This window comes from Clostridium punense (assembly GCF_017874425.1).
Taxonomy (GTDB): Bacteria; Bacillota; Clostridia; order Clostridiales; family Clostridiaceae; genus Clostridium_J; species Clostridium_J punense.
Genome location: NZ_JAGGLL010000037.1, coordinates 15,624 through 36,264 on the forward strand (window position 1 = coordinate 15,624; position 20,641 = coordinate 36,264).

The following is a 20,641-nucleotide window of genomic DNA, read 5'->3' on the forward strand; positions in this document are numbered from 1 at the left end:
CCTGCGTTTACCATCTAACGGCTATCTTATACCCTTGGCCTCTCTTGGTCTCAATAACTTCATTAATACCAAGATCTTCAAGTCTTTTTCTTACCCTTGTCATATTAACTGATAATGTATTATCATCAACAAAATCCACATCACTCCACAAAACTTCAAGCAAGGTTTCTCTTGAGACAATTTTGTCTACATTCTTAAGTAAGGAGTATAAGAGCTGAAATTCTTTCTTACTAAGTTCAATTTTTCTACCTTTATACTCAGCTGTGTTTTGATTTAAATATAAAAATAATCCATTAACCTCTAAGACTTCACTGCTTGAGTTCTCCGCATAATCTCCATAAACCCTTCTCATTACTCCCTTAATCTTTGCAAGAAGCACATCATAAGAAAAAGGCTTAGTAATATAATCATCTGCTCCATTTTCAATAGCCATAACTTGATCCATATCGGAATCCCTAGCAGAAATAAATACTATAGGCACCTTTGATACTGTTCTTATGTCTCTACACCAGTAAAAACCATCGAATAAAGGCAAGTTAATATCCATAAGAAGCATTTGAGGATTATTTTTTATAAACTCCCCTTTTACATTTGAGAAGTCCTCTACAATATAAGTTTTATATCCATACTTTTCTAGGTGATTTTTTATAAGGCTACTAATTTTTTTATCATCTTCTACAATCATTATGTTATACATTCTAATCCCTCCTGTATTGGTTTTAACACCTATATATCAATCACTTTATTAAGTATTTTTTCTTTTTCTCTTTTCCCTTAATCCACTCAGAATCTAAATCCATATTATGTTTTGCAGCTATTTCAAATAGTAAAAAAAGCATATCATATATTTGATGCTGCATTTTCTCTTCATTGCCATAAGAGGATTTAAGAAGAGAAAACTCTTCTTCTAACATTTTAAAAATTTCCCCTTCTACCTCTGGTGAAAATCCTGCTTTATCCATAAACTCTCTAACTTCATCTATATATAAATTAAGACTCAAAAGATCATCTCCAATATTTTTATTCTTATTATTCCAATTGAACTTACCTATTCTATTTCAATAAAATTTAATAGCATTCTATATTATATTTCGTAAAACTTATTTTGTATTTAAAATTTCGCCTTATAAGTCTCTTTTATAAACTTATACTAAAATTATAAACCACATTTTTACATTAAGCTATAAAAAAAGTCCACCATAAGGTGAACTTTCAAGCTAATTTATGCACATTTCATAATTTAAATCTAAATAACTTCTAGCCGTTAAAGAATTTCACCAAAGCTATAAACTAGATAATTAGTTACCTCCTAATGACCTTCTTAACCTTCAAACTTATCTAGTTTTATATAACCTTTACTAAATAATATATCTACTAATTTTATTCTAGCCTTTTCCTCTGAATGAGCTTCTATTTCAATTGATTCATTTGAGTTAAAACTAAAGCTAAAAATCTTAGTTTTTCTACCAATTAACTTTGCAGCACACTCTCCATATTTCTTATATTCCTCAGTGCCTTTCTTAATTTGCTCAATATGAATTTTATATTCCTTGGCAAAATTACTTATATCCTCCCACTTAAAGTCATGGTAAGAATACATAAATATTTCTCCTTCTATTAACTTATTGAAAAAGTCTTCTTTATTTAAGTACTTAGTCAAAAACTTCACTGTTTACCCCTCCCAACCTTAACTTACATAAATTTTATAGATATTTACTTATATTAAAACTTACGTATTTTTACTAAGGTTTTACGGGGTGCAAAGCTAATATGTTAATTTTTATAGCCCATGTTCCTTACTAAGTCTTTTATTAAGTTCCCAAAGTGCAACCTTATTTCCATCCCATTTTAGATATAAAATTGCCTCTTCGTAACTCAACCACTTACATTCTGTATGTTCCGCAGAAAGTATAATTTGCTTGTCTATGGCTTTAACACCATAGCAATTCTCAGGTATGACATAGATACTCTTATCCCAATTAACACTATCTTTAAACTGTTCTGCTGGAATTGAGCTAAGGGTATCTAGTTTTATATAATGAGAATCTTTAGGTATTCCCCCTTCTTCCCAGGCTTCTCTTCTAGCTGATTCAATAACTGTCTCTCCCTCTTCTCCTCCGCCAGAAATAGCTTGCCACCAACCAGCATCACTTCTTCTGAATATGGCATATTCTATTCCATTATGGTTTATATAATACGGAAAAACTAAAACTTGATAGGGTGCTCTCATGTTAATCCTTCTTCCTTACAGTAATTTAATTCTTCTTAACAATATCAATGCTATGATGTGTTACTCCCACCATATCTGGTCTTTCACAAATTGCAAGATGATATTTCATGTATAATTCAAAGGTCTTGTCATTCATAGCATCCACAGTTTCTCTCATAAAGTTTGTAAGTGAACTACCACCACCTAAGAGGTTGATGGCTTCGTGGTCAATACTACTACTGTAGCAAGTTTACCCACGCTATGAAGGTCGCTCCGACCTCTCTAACAATATATCTTTTATTACATTGCTAGTTTCTGTAGATTTTTACTGGCATTTATATCTCTATCCATTATCATCCCACACACTGGGCATATGTATGTCCTACAAGATAAGTCTTTTGTTTGACTTGATTGATTTCCACAATTAGAACATAGCTGACTACTTGCATAATTTGATGGTGCTATTATTATTTCTCTACCATACCATTTAGCTTTATATTCTAACATTATTCTAAACTCTGACCAGCTTACATCAGCTATTGACTTAGCTAATTTATGATTTTTTATCAGGTTACTTACCTTTAAGTCCTCAATCACTATAACTTGGTTTTTGTTAATCAATTGAGTGCTTACTTTGTGTAACATATTTCTTCTTTGATTAGCTATCTTTTCATATAACTTTGCTACTTTTATTCTAGCTTTTCTCCTATTATTACTCCCTTTTTCTTTTCTTGATAAATCCTTTTGCAGCTTAGCTAATCTTTTTTCCGATTTCTTTAAGTGTTTTGGATTTTTGAAAACTTCTCCGTCACTTGTTATTGCAAACTCTTTGATACCTAAATCCACCCCTACTTTTTTATCTGTTTTAGGCAGTTCAATGTTCTCACAATCAACTAATATGGATATGTAATACTTTCCACTTGGAACTTGAGATACAGTACAAGACTTAATCAATCCCTCGAATTGTCTATGCTGCTTAATCTTAATCATAGACTTTAACTTAGGTAACTTGATATGACTACTTTCAATGTATACAGTGCCATTTTGATTATTTGTTGTGTAAGTATTGGTACTAATTTTCTTCTTGAACTTTGGAAATCCAAATGACTTATCTCTGAAAAAATTCTTATAAGCTTTATCTAGGTTCATTTGAGCATTAGCAAGTGCTAAGCTATCAACTTCTTTAAGCCACTGAAATTCATTTTTATATTGTGCTGGTGTAGGATATTTCATTGTCCTAATGGCTAGGTCTTTGTTTTCCTCATAAGATTTAATTCTATCTGCTAACATTTTGTTATAAATAAATCTAGTGCATCCAAAAGTCTTTGCTAAGTATACTCTTTGTTCTTCATTAGGGTATATTCTAAATTTGTAAGCCTTTAGCATTTTGTCACCTCATTTCATTCCTTGATTTTCAATGTACTTTCTAACTATTTCTATTGAAGCACCCCCAGTTGTTATAAGGCAATAACTGCTGCTCCAAAAATATTCTTCCCATAATTGTTTTTTTATTTCTGGAAATTCTTTTTTATAAGCCTACCACTAGCACTTTTATAAGCATTTAGAAATTTTGATATATCTGTGTTTAGTGAACCTCTAAACAAAAGGTGTGCATGGTCTTTATCATAGTTCCATTCACCTAGAGTAATATTATATTTAGGTCATATATACTCAAATATCCCCTTTAACCTGTTTGATATTTCATCATTTATTATTTTTCTCCTATATTTAATAACTAGTACTAAATGATAATTTAGCAAGAACACTGAATGATTATTTGTATCTAAATTCATTTGTTTACCTCATTTATATATTTACTATTGATTTTCGAATACATCATCTATAGTAATTGGCAAGGGGGTTATTATTTTGGGTATAGAGCCTAAAATAATAAAGGCTATCCATCTCCCACTTATACAAGATGAGAGAATTCTACCATTACAGTTAAAAACTCTACTTGTCCATGTTTTGAAAGTAACCTTCCTTCTTCATCATAACTATTGTAATAGTCTTCTAAATAATTTAACTCTTCCATTTATAATAACCCCCAATTTAAACATTAAATAAATTTATATAATACTTTTAAAAAGTTTGCAGAGTCCATCAATGATTCATTGTTATCAAAAAACTAATTAAAAGTATAATTTTACTCAGTTATTCTTAACTATGTATTCTCTTACATAGTCGAAAAGTTCTAATCCAATTTCAATACTAGGAGTCTCCCAAAATGCTTTATTATCATCAAAGTCACCTTTCCAGCTAATCCTATCAGGTACAAGAAATTTATAGCCCTCTGTCAATGAAATTGAAAACTCATAGGGTTCTGATATATCAACTGATTTTATTAGTTCCCCATTTCTCAGTGCCTCCAATACACCATTTTTAATAATAGAGTAAGTCTCACTTATTGTAGGTGTCCATTCTCTTGCTTTATCCTTAACTGGAATAGTAATAACATTATCACTTAACTCCCGCGCTTCCTTCATAGATGCGTTACATCCAATGTTAGCTAAATATTTAGCTCCATAAAAATTCAAAACTGCAGTACCTATTTCTGCAATATGTAACCCATTTATACTTATCTCTTTTATTGACGGGCTCTGAATGGTATGTGGAAAATAGGCGTCTTTTTCTCCATACCTTGCATGTTGTCCTACAGTAATTATTCCATATGGTTCCCAGACCGCTTGTCCTCTAATTCTTCTCCACCAAAAACATCTATCTGGTGTGTCAAAAAACTTTGCATTTGGTGGTAACTTTTCTAGTAAAATGTTGTGTTCAGGATTCCCTGCAAAATGTCCATCATAAATTAAAATTTCATCAATCCCAAATTCATTGGCGGCATCACAGACTGCTAAAACATCGGATGTAATATATTCCCTTCCAATATTTCTCCACTCTTCTGTTCCATGAATCATAGCTTTATGATTTTCATCAAAGATTCCAGTTGCGCCTTCCATGTCTGCACAAATAATTAGTTGCTTTTTCATTTAATCCCCCCTGTTCTTTAACGGTCCTCCCCCTAACTGCTCTTCACTTTCTATTTTCAGTTTAGCACCATTATAATTTATAAATATAAAAGGTTATATCGAGGCTCTGATGCTATTTTATTTAAAATTTAGTATAGGAATTAAAAAATAAAATTTCATCCTTTTTCTTTTTAGCTCTTGGTTTTACCTCACCCTCAGGATATCCAAAAACAAGTATTTCAGATGGCATATATGCTGCAGGTAAGTTTAATAATTCTGAAACCTCACTAACATTAAAATAAGAGACCCAAGTTGAATAAATACCATGTTCTAGTGCTGCTAAAACCATATGCGTTCCTGGTATTTTGCTTTGATGTTCTTCACAATTTAGCTTGCTGTAAAGTTCTTTATCCATATTTAGTATTTCATTTTTCCATTCTGGAAACCTTAATACTTGAATGTCTCTTGCTCCTCTTTCATCTTCTACAATGGTTGTACACAAAACAATCAACAAAGGTGCAGAAGTAATCCATTCTTGATTATAGGACGCTACTGCAATCTTCCTTATCAGTTCTTTGTCATTTATTATTCCAAATATCCATGGCTGTTCATTACCTCCAGATGGAGACAGCCTTCCTGCTTCAATAATATAATCAATAGTATCTTGAGTTATTGGCATTTGCTTAAACTTCCTCAAACTGCATCTTTTTTTTAGCAAATCAACTATCATAATTTCCTCCCTAATAAAAACTCTTTATTATTTCATGCTTCTTTCACCATTTCTAACCCTTACTACAGATTTCCTTATAATTAAAAGATTTTCTTATAACTCAGCTATTTAATGCTGAATTTATTAAATCATTATCGCATCTTAACTTTACTATATTACTACTTCAGGATTCTCAGCACTTGCTAAACCCATGCTGCATAATTCCTTCAGCACTTCAGCAAAAAGCTCATATAACTCTTTAAGTCTATCAATATCTTTCATAACTCCAGTAACTTCAAAATATAGTTCATCTACACCCTCTGGAAAATGCTTGAAAAAGTAACCCTCATCGTCTTTTATTTCAAGATTGATCTGTGGCTGCATTTCTACTAAATCCCTAATAGTTTTATCTGAAAACAATTGTTTTATCTTTTCTTCATTATTACTTTTTATAACAAAGTCCTCATCAAATTCCTCATAGCCAATGTTTATATCTTCCATCCCTAATATCTTACCAAGCCCGCTAAAAAATCCAGCTCTATATATTTTAAAATAGAAATTACTAAAATTTATAAAGGGTGCTCTCATCCTTGTATATGTTATGGATGATTTCCCGGTTGATACAGTGTAGGTATCCAATATAATAATCCAATTGTCGACATGAGCTTCAACTCTGTCCCCAGACCAAAACCCATTATTTATATAATCAGCTTGAATTTCATTAGCTAGCTGCTGCCATATTTCTTTTTTACTTGGTCCAAATAACCCCATTAAAATTCCCCCTTTTAAATTATAAAGCATTTACATTTTCTATTTTTCTAACTCTAATTGAACTAATTTTTATATTGTTGAATATCATTTATACGCGATTAAAAATAAAAATGAGCACTATAGCAATCCTATGCGTATTTTCATACGCTATTTAGTTTTCTTTGTTTTAGGCATAACCTTAAAGACCTTGTTGTCCTATAAAACTATGTACACTAAATTTTTTTATCTTATATCATGGATAACATATCTTGCAAACCATGAATAAATGAAGGCAATAATATATTGTTGTTTCGAGTATATATAAATATAAACCATAAAGCACCTATGATACCTCCACCAATATTTACGCTTGAAGTGTTTCCTATTATAAAGGTTTCAAATATAGTTTTATTATTAAAAATAATATCAATGGGTAAGTGCATCATCCCAAAGAATATACCACTTATAATTGTTCCCCATGTTTTTCCAAACCCCACCACAAGTCTTGGCCATAAAAATCCCCTGAAGATTATTTCTTCATAAAACCCAACAAAAATAATATAGAAAAGTGATTTCCACATCAAATTTACACTAAACCCTTTATTGCTTATATAATAAACCCAAAATATCACTATAAGAGTAAGTCCTATATAAATAGAAGATTTCATTCCTTGTCTTCTTAAGCCTATTGTATTAAGCTTTTGCTTTCTATACCTTAAAATAACTATAACTGCTATAATACTGGGAGCATCCATAACTACCGCAAATACTATATTATAAATGGAGCTTTTACCATTTCTTATTAGCAAAAATAGTGGAGATATTTTAACTAAATAAAGAAGCAAAAATGAAGAAAGAAAGATAAAGATAAAAAACATAATAGCTATCTTGCTATCTTTCTTTTCTAATTCTTCAAAAATCTCATTTGGAAACATGGTTTTCTTTAGATTTCCCATTTATACCCTCCGTAAAATAATCAATTACTGCACTAACTCACATAATATGCTTTAAACTAATACAAGAATTTTCTATTAATCAACATTTAAAAAGATTTTAAAAGATACAGTATTAAATCATCATCATTTTCGCATGTTGAATAGGGTTGTAATTGCTTCTCCTTATACCAAACCCCTGAGCCATCAGGAACATAACCTCGCTTTACATACATCCTTTGCGCAGAACCATATCCACTGTGTAGACCTACAGCCAAAGAAATATGTTCACTTTTCCCTTTTGCTAAGTTTTCTACTGTGTCCATAATTTTGTTACCAATACCTTTTCTCTGATATTTAATTAAAACATTAAAATCAACAACTTCTGGTATATTCTTATTTGCAAAAGGTCCAACTTTAGCAAAAGGAAGTAATGTAACATACCCTGCAACATTTCCATTTATTTCAGCAATAATGACTAATCTTTCACTACTTTCTTGTTCATTGTAATAGTTTGTAAATTGCTCCTGGGATTTGTGCCATCCTTGTTCTGAGAATCCCTTAACAAATTCTTCTATGTCACTTTTTAACATAGATCTAATAATTAAATTACCACTATTATAATAAATCATTTTTATCCCCCATAATTTCAATTATTTTTAAATTTAAAACTTCCTCCTCAGAGCCCTTGCTAATAGAAATGACATTTTTTACTACATCGTAAAAATGCACCTTTTGTTAGTTTCTTTTAGTTACATACCTTTAACTAATTTTACTATATCTTCATCATTATGCCAATATTTTGAATGTTATAAATCTAATTAATATAGTACTTTTATTTTTCCTAAGTAAAAAACTTCCTTTATGGTAATAATATTAGAAAATTGTGATTCTAATCACATAAATTGTCATACTAAAAATAGTATAATTTTCATATAGTTGATATTAATTATCAGTTGAATATATTTACTATATTCATCACGAAAATCATAACCGTAGAGTAATAAAATATGTACAATTTAATGGACTGAAATAACAGATATTTATGCGGGATTTGTAAATTATTAAGTAGCTTACATACCCTATGATTCAACCATAAGAAAATCTTTAATTTAAAAATTTATTTACCTTTATATAATTTATTGTAGTTTTGAAAGGAGTTTTATTTATGAAAAAAGACATAAAATACATCACAATTGATGGCAGAGGAGAACATGAATCCTTTAAGGATTGTGTCACAAAAGCAATTGAAGATTTAAATCTTGGTGAAGGTATCCATGTTATTAAGGATTTTGAGCCATTTCCTATGTATAAAATGATGGAAAGTAAAGGCTTTGATAAGTATGTTGAAAAAATTAGTGATAATGAGTACCATGCTTACTTTTTCCCAAAACCTAAGTTACATGATATAGAAATGCACAATCACTTAAATGTAGATAAAGAAAAAATTGAGAAAATGGTTGCTATTAAGCTTGATTATTTCAATGGTAGAATTTCTCTAGAAGAAGCCAAAAACAAAATGAAAGCTTCCTTTGAAAAAATTACAGCGGAGGAATTTGCTATAGCTGAGCAACATTTAATAAGTCATGGTATTTCAGATGATGTTTTAACAGAAAGATTATCTGAAATTCTAGAAATCTTCGATGGAATTCTAGTGTCTACTGAAGTTGAAGTTCCAAAGGGACACCCAATTAGAACTTATATGGACGAGATAATTGAAATTAAAAAAGTTCTTACCTCTATGGATGAGCAACTTAAGAAAAAATTTATTAAGAATCAGTGGCTAGAATTATATGATAAACTTAGTCAAATAAGCATTCATTTTAGTAGAAAACAAAATCAGTTATTCCCTGCCCTTGAAAAAAGAGGCTTTGATAAACCATCTAAAGTTATGTGGACTTTAGATAATAATATTAAAGATATAATTAGAAAATCCAAAGCTCTTTTAAGTGAAGATAAGGATGAAGAATTCCTAGCTCTTCAACCTGAAGTCATTGACATGATTAAAGATATGATGATTAAAGAAAATGAAATTCTCTTCCCTACAGCTATGGAAATGCTAACCAACGAAGACTTTGCAAAGATGAGAATTAGTGATGATGAAATTGGCTACTGCTTAATAGATAACCCTCCTGCCTTTGTGAACCCTGATTCTAAAGCTACTTCTAAGTCTTTTGAGAATGTTGAAAATATGAATGTGGACTTACTAAAAGATTTAGCTGCAGTTTTAGAGAAACATGGGGTTGCTTCAAAAACTAATGAAGAGGAAGTTCTGAATGTAAGTCAAGGCCTTCTTACTCTAAAACAAATAAATCTAATTTTTAAACATTTACCTATAGATTTGACCTTTGTTGATGAAGAAAACCTAGTTAAATTCTATAGTGATACAAAGCACAGAGTTTTTCCAAGAAGTGCTGGAGTTATAGGAAGAGCCGTTGAGAATTGCCATCCACGAGAAAGTGTTGATACGGTTGAAAAAATTATTAATGCCTTTAAGGAAGGTACTCGTGATGAAGCTGAATTTTGGCTAGAAATGGGTGGCAAATTTATTTATATCCTTTATACTGCAGTGAGAGATGAAAAGGGTAACTTTAAAGGAGTTCTTGAAATGATGCAGGACGCTACTCATATTAGGAGTTTAACTGGCAGTCAAAGACTTCTATCCTGGAATGATTCAGATAATAAAGCTGCAAATAAAGAAGAAACTAATCCTATTCCTAGCAATGAGTACAATATAACAAAGGAAACCAATATTGGAGGTTTATTAAAGAAATATCCTTATCTTAAAGATTTCTTAATAAGTTTAAGCCCTAAATTTGAAAAGCTTAACTCTCCAATCTTCAAAACCATGGCTGGTGTTGCAACACTTGAAATGATAAGTGCTAGAGGTGGCTTTGAAGTTTCAGATTTGATTGATAAAATTGTAGGTGAAGTTAAGAAAAATGGAAACTAAAAACTTAAATATTAATAAGTTTTCTTTATAATTCTATAAAGAAAATAGATATCTAAAAGGCTAGTATGGGAAATCCTTACTAGCCTTTTTTATATTATTTTCATTTAATAACATTCTCCTATTTAATCTATTTTATCATCTAGCTAGTGGTTTATTTTACATATAAGCTTTAACTTTATCGAAAACAACTTGTTTTATGATTTAAACCCACCTGCTATCAGCAATTATATCCTTTAGGCAACTTTAGCTGAAACAGCTTACAAGTGGTAAAATATGCTTGGGGAAATTCTCCGCATATTATTATGCAGTGGCTTTGTCTTAAAATTAGAAGTTGAACTTAATCAGTAATCTATAAACTCTCGAAGCCAAGACCTTTTCCCCACACAGAGGTGACTGGGAGCACATTAACAAAGGCATTTGGATCTTGATTTGATATAAACATTTTTATAAGCATTGACTCCCTTGGTGAACAAATTGTTACAATTTTCAGCCTTACCATATTCATATAGCCGCCCTTTATCTCATAGGTGCTAATTCCCCTTTTCATATCAGTTAAGATATAATTTGATATTACCTCATGATTTTCACTTATGATTTCTACCTTTACCCTTTTAGAGCTAAAACCATAAAGTACAGTATCTACAACCTTCATAAAAATTAGTTGAGATATGATAGCGTACAGGGCAATTTCCTTGTCATATATAATAGCTGATGAAATTATGATAACTCCATCTATACACAATAATATTTCACTTAAGCTTATAAAAGGAAATAGTTTATTATGCAGTATTTTTGCTATGGTATCACTACCTCCTTGAGAAAACCCTCTTTTCAATATAAGGGCAGTTCCTACACCGCATATGATACCAAAATATATTGAAGCCAATATTCTATCATTTTCTATAAAGGCAAAGTTCATTCTTTCAAATATTATTAATACCATTGGAAATGTAACAGATAAGGTAACTATTTTTACAGCTTCCCTTTTTCCAAGAGTGAAATATGCTGCTATAAGCACTAATAAAGATAAGAAATAATAGATATACTCATAGCTTATTTTTGTAATTTGTTCTGTTATTATGGATATTCCAGTGATTCCCCCTGCTACTAACTCATTTGGCTTTAAAATAGACGTAATAGAAAATGCAACTAATATACATCCTATAGTGACAAAAATAAAATCAAACGCCTTGTTTTTAACTTCTAAACTCTTCATTTTAATTCCTTTCTACTATTATAATGGTTTCATATATAATAATAGATTACCAATGTATAATTTGAAGAAAGTTTAGGTTAAATGTAAGTAAAATTAATCTTGTATGTACTTTACCGACCTTCAAATAAGTTGATGACAATGTTTTTTTAAAGCTATACTGCTTTTATTTCATTCAACTATTTTAAACGAGAATTAAATTTATAAGTTACTCTAATGATTAGAACCTCTATTCACAGAAAGTAATTATACATAGATAACAATCTTCATATTAATTTTACTTTATTTAGGTATAAATTTAATGTATTTATTACCTACAAAACTCACTTCTGTAATATAATGTATTATAAGAAAATAATTTAAAGTTTCTTATAAGAACAATATTAAACTTTAAAGGGGTGAGTTATCATATTTATTTTAATATTCATGACTGTGCTTTTCTTAGCCCTTGGTATAGCTATAGGAAAGTACAAATGTTACTGGCTTATTAGTGGCTACAACACAGCAAGTAATGAGGCAAGACAAAAGATAGATATTGAAAATGTAGGAAAAAACCTTGCTAAAATGAGCTATATAGTAGCTGGTATTAACTTTCTAGGCGCTTTAGCAGCGTACTTTTTACAAGCTGGCATTTCTGTATTAGTTTGTATTCTTCTAATGTTAATAGTTATCTTCTACTATGCTTGGAAAGTGCAAAAATATGACCATAGTTCTAATTCTAAGGCTGCCAAAATTATATTAGCTATAACAATAGTATTTGTAATTGCAATCAATATTCCTATTTTTTATGCAGCTAACAAATCAAGTGAAGTAGAAATTTTAAAAGAATCCTTAAAAATAACTGGAACCTATGGTAAAACTATGAAAAAAGAATCTATTACTGAAATTAAACTCATAGATAATATTCCTGAAATTAAAATGAGAACTAATGGCATCAGTCTTGGAAAAATTCAAAAGGGAAATTATAAGATAGAAGGTATAAATAAAGGTGTATTGTTCCTAGAGGATAGTAATGGTCCTTTTATTCAAATTACTACAAAAACTTACACTGTGTTTATAAACTATAAGGATGATTCCAAAACCACAGACTTGTATGATAAATTAAGTAGTGAGTTTAATATAAAATAAAATCATATAATAAATAAACATAGGCACTAAAACTAGTTTTCCACCTAGTTTTTTGTGGCTATGTTTATTTAGGTATATATCAATGATTACTCTGTAATCATTAGCTCTATAAGTATAAATTATTATACTTCAGTTTTCACCTTTCTAAGATCCTGTTGAAGTATATTTTCTAACTCCAATTCTCCAGAATATATAACTTGGTATTATAAATAACAAGGCTACCATTGGTGAAAACATATATAAAATCTTGCTTCCTTCATATTTATCTATTAAAAACAAAAATGGATAGTAATTTATAAATGCTAAAGGTACAATAAAGGTGAAAAATTTCAATACCCAGTTCTTGTAGATATCTAAGGGATATTGAGCAAGTTCTCTTCCTCCATCAGTAAAGATATTCATAAATTCAAGACCTTCAATGGTGAAAAAGCAAATTCCTGCGTATATCATAAAAAAAGAGAAGAATAATACTGTTCCACCTAAAATCATCAATGTTAGTGTTACTATCTTTTCTATATTCCAAGTAATTCCGCAAGTTACTATTCCATATATAAATACAGCAAGGGCTTGTAGTAGCCTTCCTACTCTAGAAAGCTCAATTCTAGATCCTAAAACTTGAAGCACTTCATTTTGTGGCCTTACCATTATTCTATCAAATTCTCCATTTGATATTATGGTTGAAAAAGAATCAAACCCTCTTCCAAAGCATTCTGCTAAGGCAAAAGACATGAAAATGGTGCTAAAACAAAGTAATACCTCATTAAAAGAATATCCCTTAATACTACCAAATCTATCAAATAAAAAATACATACTTAGGAAAGAGAAAAAAGTAGTTAACCCCTGCCCAATAGCTGTTAAAATAAAGGAGGTTTTATATTGCATAGCTGACCGTAAGTGAATTGAAAAATATTTTAAATAAAGTTTCATAAGTTTCCTAACCCCCTTGAACTATTACATTTTTTATAGTTTTTGAAAGTAGCACCTTACCAAATACAATTAAAACTACAGCCCAAATTCCTTGCAGTGCTATGGCCTGTAGTGCTTCATAAGAATTTAAGTGCCCGCTATAAATTCTAAAAGGCACGTTTTGCATAGCAGCAAAGGGCGATAGATAAATATATTTAGTAAGCCAGGCTGGTAAAAACGGCAGTGGCACAAGTCCTCCTGATAAGAAATCTGCAGTCATAACCAATGCAATCCTTACTCCTATAGGAGATATGGTATAAAAGGTAAATATATAAATTAGCATACAATAGGCTACTACAACTATAAGGGCAAAGAACATAGATAATCCAAATAACATAACTGCTGTTAGGGACACTGGAAAACTAAATTTATAAGGTGTTGGTAAAAAGAAAGCAATTATGAGTATTGGAAAACATCTTAAAAGTGCTTTTGAAAGCCTTGTTGCACAGCTTTTTGCAAACCATAAATTGTATATGTCTAAAGGTCTACAGAGTTCATAGGAAACATTCCCACTTCTAATAAGCTCAAATATCTCATTATCTAAAAACCAAGTCATAAATAAAGCTAAAAAGGCTTGTTGCAGCCATATATAACTAGCTAACTGTGAAAATTCCATGGGTGCCATTTGGGGGTTACTGCTGTAAAAAGTTTCATAGAGCATTATATACATAAAGCCCCACGCAAATTGTGTTGCAATGCCTGCGTAAGCAGCTGCTCTATATTGAAGCCCTTGTATAAATTTAATTTTAAAATAAGAAATATATGACCTCATATCTTATACTCCTTGTAAAGCCCTACTACCACATCGTCTACAGTTACTGAGTTTACATTAAAATCCAATACCTCTACCTGCTCCGTTAGATAACCTATAGCTGAAGACACAGAAATTATAGAACTATCTACTGAGATTACTGCACGAGATGAATACTTTTCTACAAACTCTAAGCCTGGTGGTAAGCTAACTATATTTCCTAGGTAATCAACGGTAATTGTCCTGTTTTGATTAAACTTTTGCTTTAAATCTTCTATATTTCCATCTAATAAAACTTTACCTTTGCCAATAAGGATAATTCTTTTTGTAAGAGCCTCAATATCTTGAGTATCATGAGTGGTTAAAATTACTGTGGTTTTATTTTCTTTGTTGATGTTTTTTATAAAGTCTCTTACTGCAATTTTGGATACTGCATCAAGACCTATGGTAGGTTCGTCTAAAAATAGTATTTTAGGACTATGTAAAAGAGAAGCTGCAATTTCACATCTCATTCGTTGTCCAAGACTCAGTTGCCTTGTAGGAACTTTTATAATATCTTTAATATTTAACATTTCACATAACATGGAAGAATTCTTCTTAAATTTGTCCTCTGGTATTTTATAAATATCCTTTAAAAGTTCAAAGGAATCTGCAACAGGCACGTCCCACCAAAGCTGGGATCGTTGTCCAAAAACTACTCCAATGTCCTTAACATGACTTATTCTGTCTTTCCAAGGAGTTTTCCCATTTATAATGCACTGTCCCTTATCTGGATGTAAAATACCGCTCATTATTTTAATGGTGGTGCTTTTCCCTGCTCCATTTGGCCCAATATATCCTACCATTTCCCCTTCCTTAATGGTAAAAGAAACATCATCTAAGGCCTTAACTTCTTCATACTCCCTAGAAAACAGTGCTTTAACTGCCTTTTTAAGTCCTGGATTTCTTTTTGAAACCTTGAAAGATTTCGATATGCCCTTCATTTCAATCATAGATATCCCCTCCATTCTAATATTAAGTTTAGTTGCCTTTAAAAACTTTTAGACTATCTTATTCAATAAATAGGAGTTACTCATGGTAAAAATCCCATTAATGCCTAGTTAAAGCTACTTTCTAATTTAGTAAGTAGCTTTAACTAAATTCTTCCTATGAAAGTCTAAGAAGTCCCTTCAAAAATATAACTTTATAAATTTTGTCGAAGTTATATTATATCACTTTCCTAATGTAAAAAAAAGTATATAAGCTATAAACTTACATACTTTTTTAAACTTTCAAAATATCTATTAAATTTTATCTCTATATTGCTCAATTAAGTCATTCTTTATCTTCCAAAGTTTTTCTGATAAATCCACATAGTAATTATGAGGATTTTCAAATCTTTTTAATTCATCCCAAAGAGAATTTACTTCTTCTCTACAATAATCTTTTATTTCCTCAATGTTAGGCAAGTTATACACAAGCTGGCCCTTTTCGAAAATCTTAACTTGAAGTTTTTTCGCTGTAAAGTTTTCCACCACTTTCTTTTTCCAAGTAAAAACTGGATCAAATAAAACATAAGGCTTTGTTTCATCAATGTTTTCATCATGTAATGTTAGTATGTCTGCTATAGCCTTGCCAGTTTTTCCTTCATAAAGCCTCCAAAGCCCTTTATAATGTGGATTTGTAACCTTTTCTACATTTTCAGATAGCTTAATTCTTGGAGCTATTTCTCCATTTTCTTCAACGGCTACTAGTTTGTAAACTCCGCCAAAAACTGGCTCACTTTTAGAGGTAATTAACCTTTCACCTACCCCAAAAGTATCAATATAAGCTCCTTGACTAATTAAATCCTTAATTATAAATTCATCTAAGCTATTAGAAGCTACAATTTTACAATCCCAAAGCCCTTCTTCGTCTAAAATTCTTCTACATTCCTTAGAAAGATATGCCATATCTCCACTATCTAATCTTATACCCTTTAATCTTTTTCCTAGTGGCTCTAAGACTTCTTTAGAAACCTTTATAGCATTAGGAATGCCACTTCTTAGCACATTATAAGTGTCTACTAAAAGAGTACAGTTGTCTGGGTAAGTTTCTGCATAAGCTTTAAAAGCTTCATATTCATCTCCAAAAAGCTGAACCCAAGAATGAGCCATGGTGCCAATAGCAGGTATTCCCATTTCCTTATCAGTATAAACATTTGAACTTCCTATGGCTCCTGCAATATAAGCTGCTCTTGCCCCATAAATTGCACCATCATAGCCTTGAGCACGTCTTGAACCAAACTCCATTATGTTTCTTCCTTGAGCTGCTCTTACAATTCTATTAGTTTTAGTAGCAATAAGACTTTGATGATTTATAGTTAAAAGAACCATAGTTTCAATAAGTTGAGCTTCAAGTATAGGACCTCTTACAGTTATTATTGGTTCATTTGGAAAAATTACTGTTCCTTCAGGCACAGCCCATACATCACAGGTAAATTTAAAGTTTCTTAAGTAGTCTAAAAAGTCTTCACTGAAAATCTTTTTATCCCTTAAAAACTCAATATCCTCCTCATGGAATTTTAAGTTTTCAATGTACTTAACTACTGCTTCTAGTCCACAAGCAATAGCGAAGCCTCCCTTGTCAGGAATCTTTCTGAAAAACATATCAAAGTAGACTATTGTATCTTTATAACCATGACTTAAATATCCATTGCTCATAGTTAGTTGGTAGTAGTCCATAAGCATAGTTAAATTTCTAGGATCTCCAAGGAATTCATTCATTGTCATAACTTCCTTTCATAGGTAATATTTTTGTTCTAATACTATATTTATTCATTACTTTATACTCACTATAAAATACCTTAAAATTACTAAAATAAATCTTAATTCAATAAACACACCTTTCTAATCTATGAGTAACTTTACAATAGGTTCATTCCTTTTATTATTACCAATATTCTCATTTAATATTTTTATAGGGCTATAAGCTAGTACTTATCAACTTGTATTTAAATTTCATGATATATGATAATCAACATAATCAACTAAGATAATTAACTTGTTTTAAGGAGTAATTTATTTCGAGAATTTACTTTTTCACAAAAATTTATGAAAAATCACCTTATTTATTATGGTTATAAAGTTCTAGATTAAGTAATTATGGGTTTATATATCACTTAAAAACTTGTTGGATACTCTCATAAAAACAAGCCCTCTATTTTCTTCAAAATCTTTTAACAATTCATTTAAATTTTTCTTTATTTTTTCTATAGTTTAATATAATATTAAATTATAATTAATTAATAATAATTATCCAAAGGAGTGATTATATGGAGGCTTTATACAAAGAATTTCTAAATTATTTAGAAAAGGAAGATAAAGAGGCTGCATTAAACTTAATTTTATCTAAACTTACTGATAACTCTATAGATATAGTGAAGCTTTATACTGAGATTCTAACTCCCTCTTTAAACACTATGACTCCTAATAAAGGAGACAAAACTTTTATTTGGAAAGAACATGTAAGAAGTTCTATTATAAGAACAATTATTGAAAACTGTTATCCTTATGTAATTAAGGAAAGAGATGCAAAATACGAACTTAAACAGGATAAAAACATTGCTGTTGTTTGTCCTCCTGAGGAATATCATGAAATTGGGGCTAGGATGGTTGCGGACTTCTTTACACTTTTAGGCTATAATGCTACTTTTGTTGGAAGTAATACTCCTAAGGAAGATTTTATCAATGCATTAGCTTCCTTAAATTTTCACTATGTAGCAATAAGCGTATCTAATTTTTACAATACCATAAGCACTAAAAAGATTATTCATGATATAAAAACCACTTCTCCAAAGATTAAAATTTTTCTCGGTGGAAGTGCCTTTGAACATAATAAAGAAATTCTAAAAGAACTAGAAGCTGATTTATATCTAAAAACTTTTGAAGATATACTAAAACTCGCTAAGGAGGACAATATATGAGATTCCCATTTAAAGTTGCAGTAAGATTTTTAAAATCTAATAAAGGTCAAACTGCTCTTATTGCACTTGGAATTGCAGTAGGAGTATCTGTTCAAATTTTTATTGGTTCATTAATTCAAGGACTTCAAAAAAGCCTTGTTAATAAAACCATAGGAAATTCCCCTCAAATTACTGTTACTTCAACTAATGACAATAAAGTTATTGAATACTATAATGATGTGCTTAGTACCGTTAAAGCCTCTGATGATAGGATTATTAATTTATCTCTTTCAATTGATAAGCCCGCACTTATAAAAAAGGAAGACAAGACTTATTCAGTATTAGTTAGAGGCATGAATCTTCAAGACTCTGATAAAATTTATAACATAAAAAAGAGAATCTATGAAGGAAAAGAGCCACTAAATGACTTCGAAACCTTAGTTGGTAAAGAATTAAAAGATGAGCTAAATGCCAGCTTAGGAGATGAAATTAAAGTTATAACAAATTCAGGTGATACTAAAACCCTAAAAATATCAGGATTTTATGACCTTAAAGTTGCTAACTTAAACAAGACTTGGTTAATTACAACCTTAAAAACTAGCGAAACCCTCTACGCTCTTAGTGGAAAAGTTACTAGTATAGAAATGCAAGTTACTGAGTTATTTAAAGCCGATGACATTGCTTTAAACGTATCTGACAGATTAGATGGAAATTTAAAGGTAGATAACTGGAAAGCTCAGAATGCTGAACTTCTTAGTGGTCTTAATGGACAAAGCGTATCTAGTATAATGATTCAGGTTTTTGTGCTTGTTGCAGTGGTGCTTGGAATTGCTAGTGTACTTGCTATAACAGTGGTTCAAAAATCTAAACAAATTGGAATTTTAAAAGCCATGGGAATAAGGGATAAAGCTGCAAGTCTTATATTTTTATTTCAAGGACTTTTACTAGGACTTATGGGGGCAATTTTAGGAGTTGCCTTAGGACTTTTCCTAAGCTTTATGTTTACTAAATTTGCATTAAATCCAGATGGCTCTCCTGTGGTTGAGCTTTATATTGACTATGGCTTTATTGCAGTCTCTGCTCTTATAGCCTTAGTTTCATCAACTTTAGCTTCATTAATTCCAGCAGTTAAATCCTCGAAGCTAAATCCAATTGACGTAATTAAAAATGGATAGAAAAATTCAAAATAAAAAAATTCATTAAAGTAGAGGTAATAACATGAAGGATATAATTACTTTAAAAGATATAAATAAAATTTATGGTTCACTAATAAAAACTCAAGTTCTTTATGATGTAAATCTTTCCTTCAAAGAAGGAAGCTTTAATTCCATTATAGGGGCTTCAGGTAGTGGAAAGAGTACCCTCCTAAATATTATGGGTACTTTAGATAAACCCACCAATGGAGAAGTTTATATTAATGGAAAAAGAACAGATGTAATGAAAAAAAATGAATTGGCAGATCTGAGAAATCAAACTATAGGCTTTATTTTTCAGTTTCATTACTTACTTCCTGAGTTTACAGCTCTAGAAAATGTACTTATGCCCAATGGAATTAGTAATTCAAAGCCCTCTAGAGAAATCTTAGAAAGAGCTGAAGAACTCATGGAATTAGTTGGTCTTTCAAAAGTGAAGAATAACCTAGCAGTAAATATGTCTGGTGGTCAACAGCAAAGAACTGCCATTGCAAGGGCCCTTATCAATAATCCTAAAATAATCCTTGCTGACGAGCCTACTGGTAACTTAGATTCTGAATCCACAGAAAATATTTACAATCTTCTTAGAGATATAAATGAAAGGTTCAAAACTACTTTTATAATAATAACTCACGACAGAAGAATTGCTGAAAAAGCTGACAGAATTGTAGAAATAAAGGATGGACGTATTAATATGGATGTTACTAAGTAATCATGCTATACTTCCTTTTCTTACAATAATCATTATATTTTCCTGTAAAGTACTTGAAAATAAATAGCAAGTCAAAATAGACAAACATACTGACTTACTTATATTTTAAAAATGCTTAATTAATTGCTAAGTATATTATAACTCATATTTCGCTGAATGAATTTCATTCAGCGATTATTTTTTTATTGATCGTTTTTTTTTTGGATTATTTTAATTAATTAACCTTAATATTCC

Annotated in this window: 21 protein-coding genes and 1 pseudogene; 5 read left to right on the forward strand and 17 right to left on the reverse strand. The window is 30.4% G+C overall.

Features of this window, described 5'->3' with window-relative positions; genetic code table 11:
• Positions 1-7 precede the first annotated feature (7 nt).
• The 12 genes and pseudogenes from J2Z44_RS17655 to J2Z44_RS17705 form a co-directional block, all read right to left on the reverse strand.
• Complete coding sequence (locus J2Z44_RS17655; RefSeq protein WP_021283005.1) at positions 8-697, reverse strand: response regulator transcription factor; 690 nt, start codon at positions 695-697, stop codon at positions 8-10.
• A gap of 40 nt (positions 698-737) precedes the next feature.
• Entirely contained in the window at positions 738-1,001 is a 264-nt protein-coding gene (locus J2Z44_RS17660; protein ID WP_021283004.1) for a hypothetical protein, read from the reverse strand.
• A 320-nt stretch (positions 1,002-1,321) separates the two neighbouring features.
• Positions 1,322-1,669, reverse strand: coding sequence for a hypothetical protein (locus tag J2Z44_RS17665; protein ID WP_021283003.1), 348 nt, complete (start codon positions 1,667-1,669; stop codon positions 1,322-1,324).
• Between the two features lie 111 nt (positions 1,670-1,780).
• Entirely contained in the window at positions 1,781-2,230 is a 450-nt protein-coding gene (locus tag J2Z44_RS17670) for an NUDIX hydrolase (protein WP_021283002.1), read from the reverse strand.
• Between the two features lie 279 nt (positions 2,231-2,509).
• The gene (gene tnpB / locus J2Z44_RS17675; protein ID WP_021283000.1) at positions 2,510-3,595 is read right to left on the reverse strand and encodes an IS200/IS605 family element RNA-guided endonuclease TnpB; all 1,086 of its coding nucleotides are present in this window, start codon (positions 3,593-3,595) and stop codon (positions 2,510-2,512) included.
• Between the two features lie 9 nt (positions 3,596-3,604).
• A pseudogene (gene tnpA / locus J2Z44_RS17680) lies at positions 3,605-4,002 on the reverse strand (IS200/IS605 family transposase).
• 119 nt (positions 4,003-4,121) lie between these two features.
• Positions 4,122-4,244: a hypothetical protein gene (locus J2Z44_RS21660; RefSeq protein ID WP_021282998.1), complete on the reverse strand. Its 123-nt coding sequence runs from the start codon at positions 4,242-4,244 to the stop codon at positions 4,122-4,124.
• 115 nt (positions 4,245-4,359) lie between these two features.
• Complete coding sequence (locus tag J2Z44_RS17685) at positions 4,360-5,199, reverse strand: M55 family metallopeptidase (RefSeq protein ID WP_021282997.1); 840 nt, start codon at positions 5,197-5,199, stop codon at positions 4,360-4,362.
• A gap of 121 nt (positions 5,200-5,320) precedes the next feature.
• On the reverse strand, positions 5,321-5,908 hold the full coding sequence (locus tag J2Z44_RS17690) for a nitroreductase family protein (protein ID WP_021282996.1): 588 nt from the start codon (positions 5,906-5,908) through the stop codon (positions 5,321-5,323).
• A 150-nt stretch (positions 5,909-6,058) separates the two neighbouring features.
• Positions 6,059-6,658, reverse strand: coding sequence for a DUF3137 domain-containing protein (locus J2Z44_RS17695; protein ID WP_021282995.1), 600 nt, complete (start codon positions 6,656-6,658; stop codon positions 6,059-6,061).
• Positions 6,659-6,885: 227 nt separating this feature from the next.
• Positions 6,886-7,593, reverse strand: coding sequence for a CPBP family intramembrane glutamic endopeptidase (locus J2Z44_RS17700; RefSeq protein ID WP_021282994.1), 708 nt, complete (start codon positions 7,591-7,593; stop codon positions 6,886-6,888).
• A gap of 86 nt (positions 7,594-7,679) precedes the next feature.
• Positions 7,680-8,201 carry a GNAT family N-acetyltransferase gene (locus tag J2Z44_RS17705; RefSeq protein WP_021282993.1) on the reverse strand — a complete coding sequence of 174 codons (522 nt, stop codon included), beginning with the start codon at positions 8,199-8,201 and terminating at the stop codon, positions 7,680-7,682.
• A gap of 536 nt (positions 8,202-8,737) precedes the next feature.
• On the opposite strand from J2Z44_RS17705, the gene J2Z44_RS17710 reads away from it, so the two are divergent.
• Complete coding sequence (locus J2Z44_RS17710; RefSeq protein ID WP_021282991.1) at positions 8,738-10,522, forward strand: PAS domain-containing protein; 1,785 nt, start codon at positions 8,738-8,740, stop codon at positions 10,520-10,522.
• Between the two features lie 349 nt (positions 10,523-10,871).
• Here the strand turns inward: J2Z44_RS17710 and J2Z44_RS17715 are convergent, their stop codons facing one another.
• The gene (locus J2Z44_RS17715; protein WP_021282990.1) at positions 10,872-11,738 is read right to left on the reverse strand and encodes a YitT family protein; all 867 of its coding nucleotides are present in this window, start codon (positions 11,736-11,738) and stop codon (positions 10,872-10,874) included.
• 423 nt (positions 11,739-12,161) lie between these two features.
• On the opposite strand from J2Z44_RS17715, the gene J2Z44_RS17720 reads away from it, so the two are divergent.
• On the forward strand, positions 12,162-12,863 hold the full coding sequence (locus J2Z44_RS17720; protein ID WP_021282989.1) for a DUF3784 domain-containing protein: 702 nt from the start codon (positions 12,162-12,164) through the stop codon (positions 12,861-12,863).
• A 144-nt stretch (positions 12,864-13,007) separates the two neighbouring features.
• On the opposite strand, the gene J2Z44_RS17725 is transcribed toward J2Z44_RS17720, so the two are convergent.
• From J2Z44_RS17725 to J2Z44_RS17740, 4 genes are all read right to left on the reverse strand, one after another.
• Positions 13,008-13,790, reverse strand: a complete 783-nt coding sequence (locus J2Z44_RS17725; protein ID WP_021282988.1) for an ABC transporter permease — start codon at positions 13,788-13,790, stop codon at positions 13,008-13,010.
• A gap of 7 nt (positions 13,791-13,797) precedes the next feature.
• Entirely contained in the window at positions 13,798-14,601 is an 804-nt protein-coding gene (locus J2Z44_RS17730) for an ABC transporter permease (protein WP_021282987.1), read from the reverse strand.
• Complete coding sequence (locus J2Z44_RS17735) at positions 14,598-15,572, reverse strand: ABC transporter ATP-binding protein (protein WP_021282986.1); 975 nt, start codon at positions 15,570-15,572, stop codon at positions 14,598-14,600. The genes J2Z44_RS17730 and J2Z44_RS17735 overlap by 4 nt, the downstream gene beginning before the upstream one ends.
• Before the next feature lie 291 nt (positions 15,573-15,863).
• Complete coding sequence (locus J2Z44_RS17740; RefSeq protein WP_021282985.1) at positions 15,864-17,324, reverse strand: nicotinate phosphoribosyltransferase; 1,461 nt, start codon at positions 17,322-17,324, stop codon at positions 15,864-15,866.
• Positions 17,325-17,872: 548 nt separating this feature from the next.
• Here J2Z44_RS17740 and J2Z44_RS17745 point away from each other — a divergent pair.
• Genes J2Z44_RS17745 through J2Z44_RS17755 form a run of 3 tightly spaced genes read left to right on the forward strand, consistent with a single transcriptional unit; the run spans position 17,873 to position 20,407 of the window.
• Entirely contained in the window at positions 17,873-18,523 is a 651-nt protein-coding gene (locus tag J2Z44_RS17745; RefSeq protein WP_021282984.1) for a cobalamin B12-binding domain-containing protein, read from the forward strand.
• Positions 18,520-19,677, forward strand: a complete 1,158-nt coding sequence (locus J2Z44_RS17750; protein WP_021282983.1) for an ABC transporter permease — start codon at positions 18,520-18,522, stop codon at positions 19,675-19,677. The genes J2Z44_RS17745 and J2Z44_RS17750 overlap by 4 nt, the downstream gene beginning before the upstream one ends.
• A 43-nt stretch (positions 19,678-19,720) precedes the next feature.
• Complete coding sequence (locus tag J2Z44_RS17755; protein ID WP_021282982.1) at positions 19,721-20,407, forward strand: ABC transporter ATP-binding protein; 687 nt, start codon at positions 19,721-19,723, stop codon at positions 20,405-20,407.
• Positions 20,408-20,641 lie beyond the last annotated feature (234 nt).

Bases quoted from the DNA above. Each gene is read 5' to 3' on its own strand.
- tnpB (WP_021283000.1), bottom strand. From the start codon at position 3,595: ATGCTAAAGGCTTACAAATTTAGAATATACCCTAATGAAGAACAAAGA.
- J2Z44_RS17670 (WP_021283002.1), bottom strand. From the start codon at position 2,230: ATGAGAGCACCCTATCAAGTTTTAGTTTTTCCGTATTATATAAACCAT.
- J2Z44_RS17690 (WP_021282996.1), bottom strand. From the start codon at position 5,908: ATGATAGTTGATTTGCTAAAAAAAAGATGCAGTTTGAGGAAGTTTAAG.
- J2Z44_RS17715 (WP_021282990.1), bottom strand. From the start codon at position 11,738: ATGAAGAGTTTAGAAGTTAAAAACAAGGCGTTTGATTTTATTTTTGTC.
- J2Z44_RS17655 (WP_021283005.1), bottom strand. From the start codon at position 697: ATGTATAACATAATGATTGTAGAAGATGATAAAAAAATTAGTAGCCTT.
- J2Z44_RS17740 (WP_021282985.1), bottom strand. From the start codon at position 17,324: ATGAATGAATTCCTTGGAGATCCTAGAAATTTAACTATGCTTATGGAC.
- J2Z44_RS17725 (WP_021282988.1), bottom strand. From the start codon at position 13,790: ATGAAACTTTATTTAAAATATTTTTCAATTCACTTACGGTCAGCTATG.
- J2Z44_RS17755 (WP_021282982.1), top strand. From the start codon at position 19,721: ATGAAGGATATAATTACTTTAAAAGATATAAATAAAATTTATGGTTCA.
- J2Z44_RS17695 (WP_021282995.1), bottom strand. From the start codon at position 6,658: ATGGGGTTATTTGGACCAAGTAAAAAAGAAATATGGCAGCAGCTAGCT.
- J2Z44_RS17720 (WP_021282989.1), top strand. From the start codon at position 12,162: ATGACTGTGCTTTTCTTAGCCCTTGGTATAGCTATAGGAAAGTACAAA.
- J2Z44_RS17750 (WP_021282983.1), top strand. From the start codon at position 18,520: ATGAGATTCCCATTTAAAGTTGCAGTAAGATTTTTAAAATCTAATAAA.
- J2Z44_RS17735 (WP_021282986.1), bottom strand. From the start codon at position 15,572: ATGATTGAAATGAAGGGCATATCGAAATCTTTCAAGGTTTCAAAAAGA.
- J2Z44_RS17710 (WP_021282991.1), top strand. From the start codon at position 8,738: ATGAAAAAAGACATAAAATACATCACAATTGATGGCAGAGGAGAACAT.
- J2Z44_RS21660 (WP_021282998.1), bottom strand. From the start codon at position 4,244: ATGGAAGAGTTAAATTATTTAGAAGACTATTACAATAGTTATGATGAA.
- J2Z44_RS17745 (WP_021282984.1), top strand. From the start codon at position 17,873: ATGGAGGCTTTATACAAAGAATTTCTAAATTATTTAGAAAAGGAAGAT.
- J2Z44_RS17730 (WP_021282987.1), bottom strand. From the start codon at position 14,601: ATGAGGTCATATATTTCTTATTTTAAAATTAAATTTATACAAGGGCTT.
- J2Z44_RS17705 (WP_021282993.1), bottom strand. From the start codon at position 8,201: ATGATTTATTATAATAGTGGTAATTTAATTATTAGATCTATGTTAAAA.
- J2Z44_RS17685 (WP_021282997.1), bottom strand. From the start codon at position 5,199: ATGAAAAAGCAACTAATTATTTGTGCAGACATGGAAGGCGCAACTGGA.
- J2Z44_RS17700 (WP_021282994.1), bottom strand. From the start codon at position 7,593: ATGGGAAATCTAAAGAAAACCATGTTTCCAAATGAGATTTTTGAAGAA.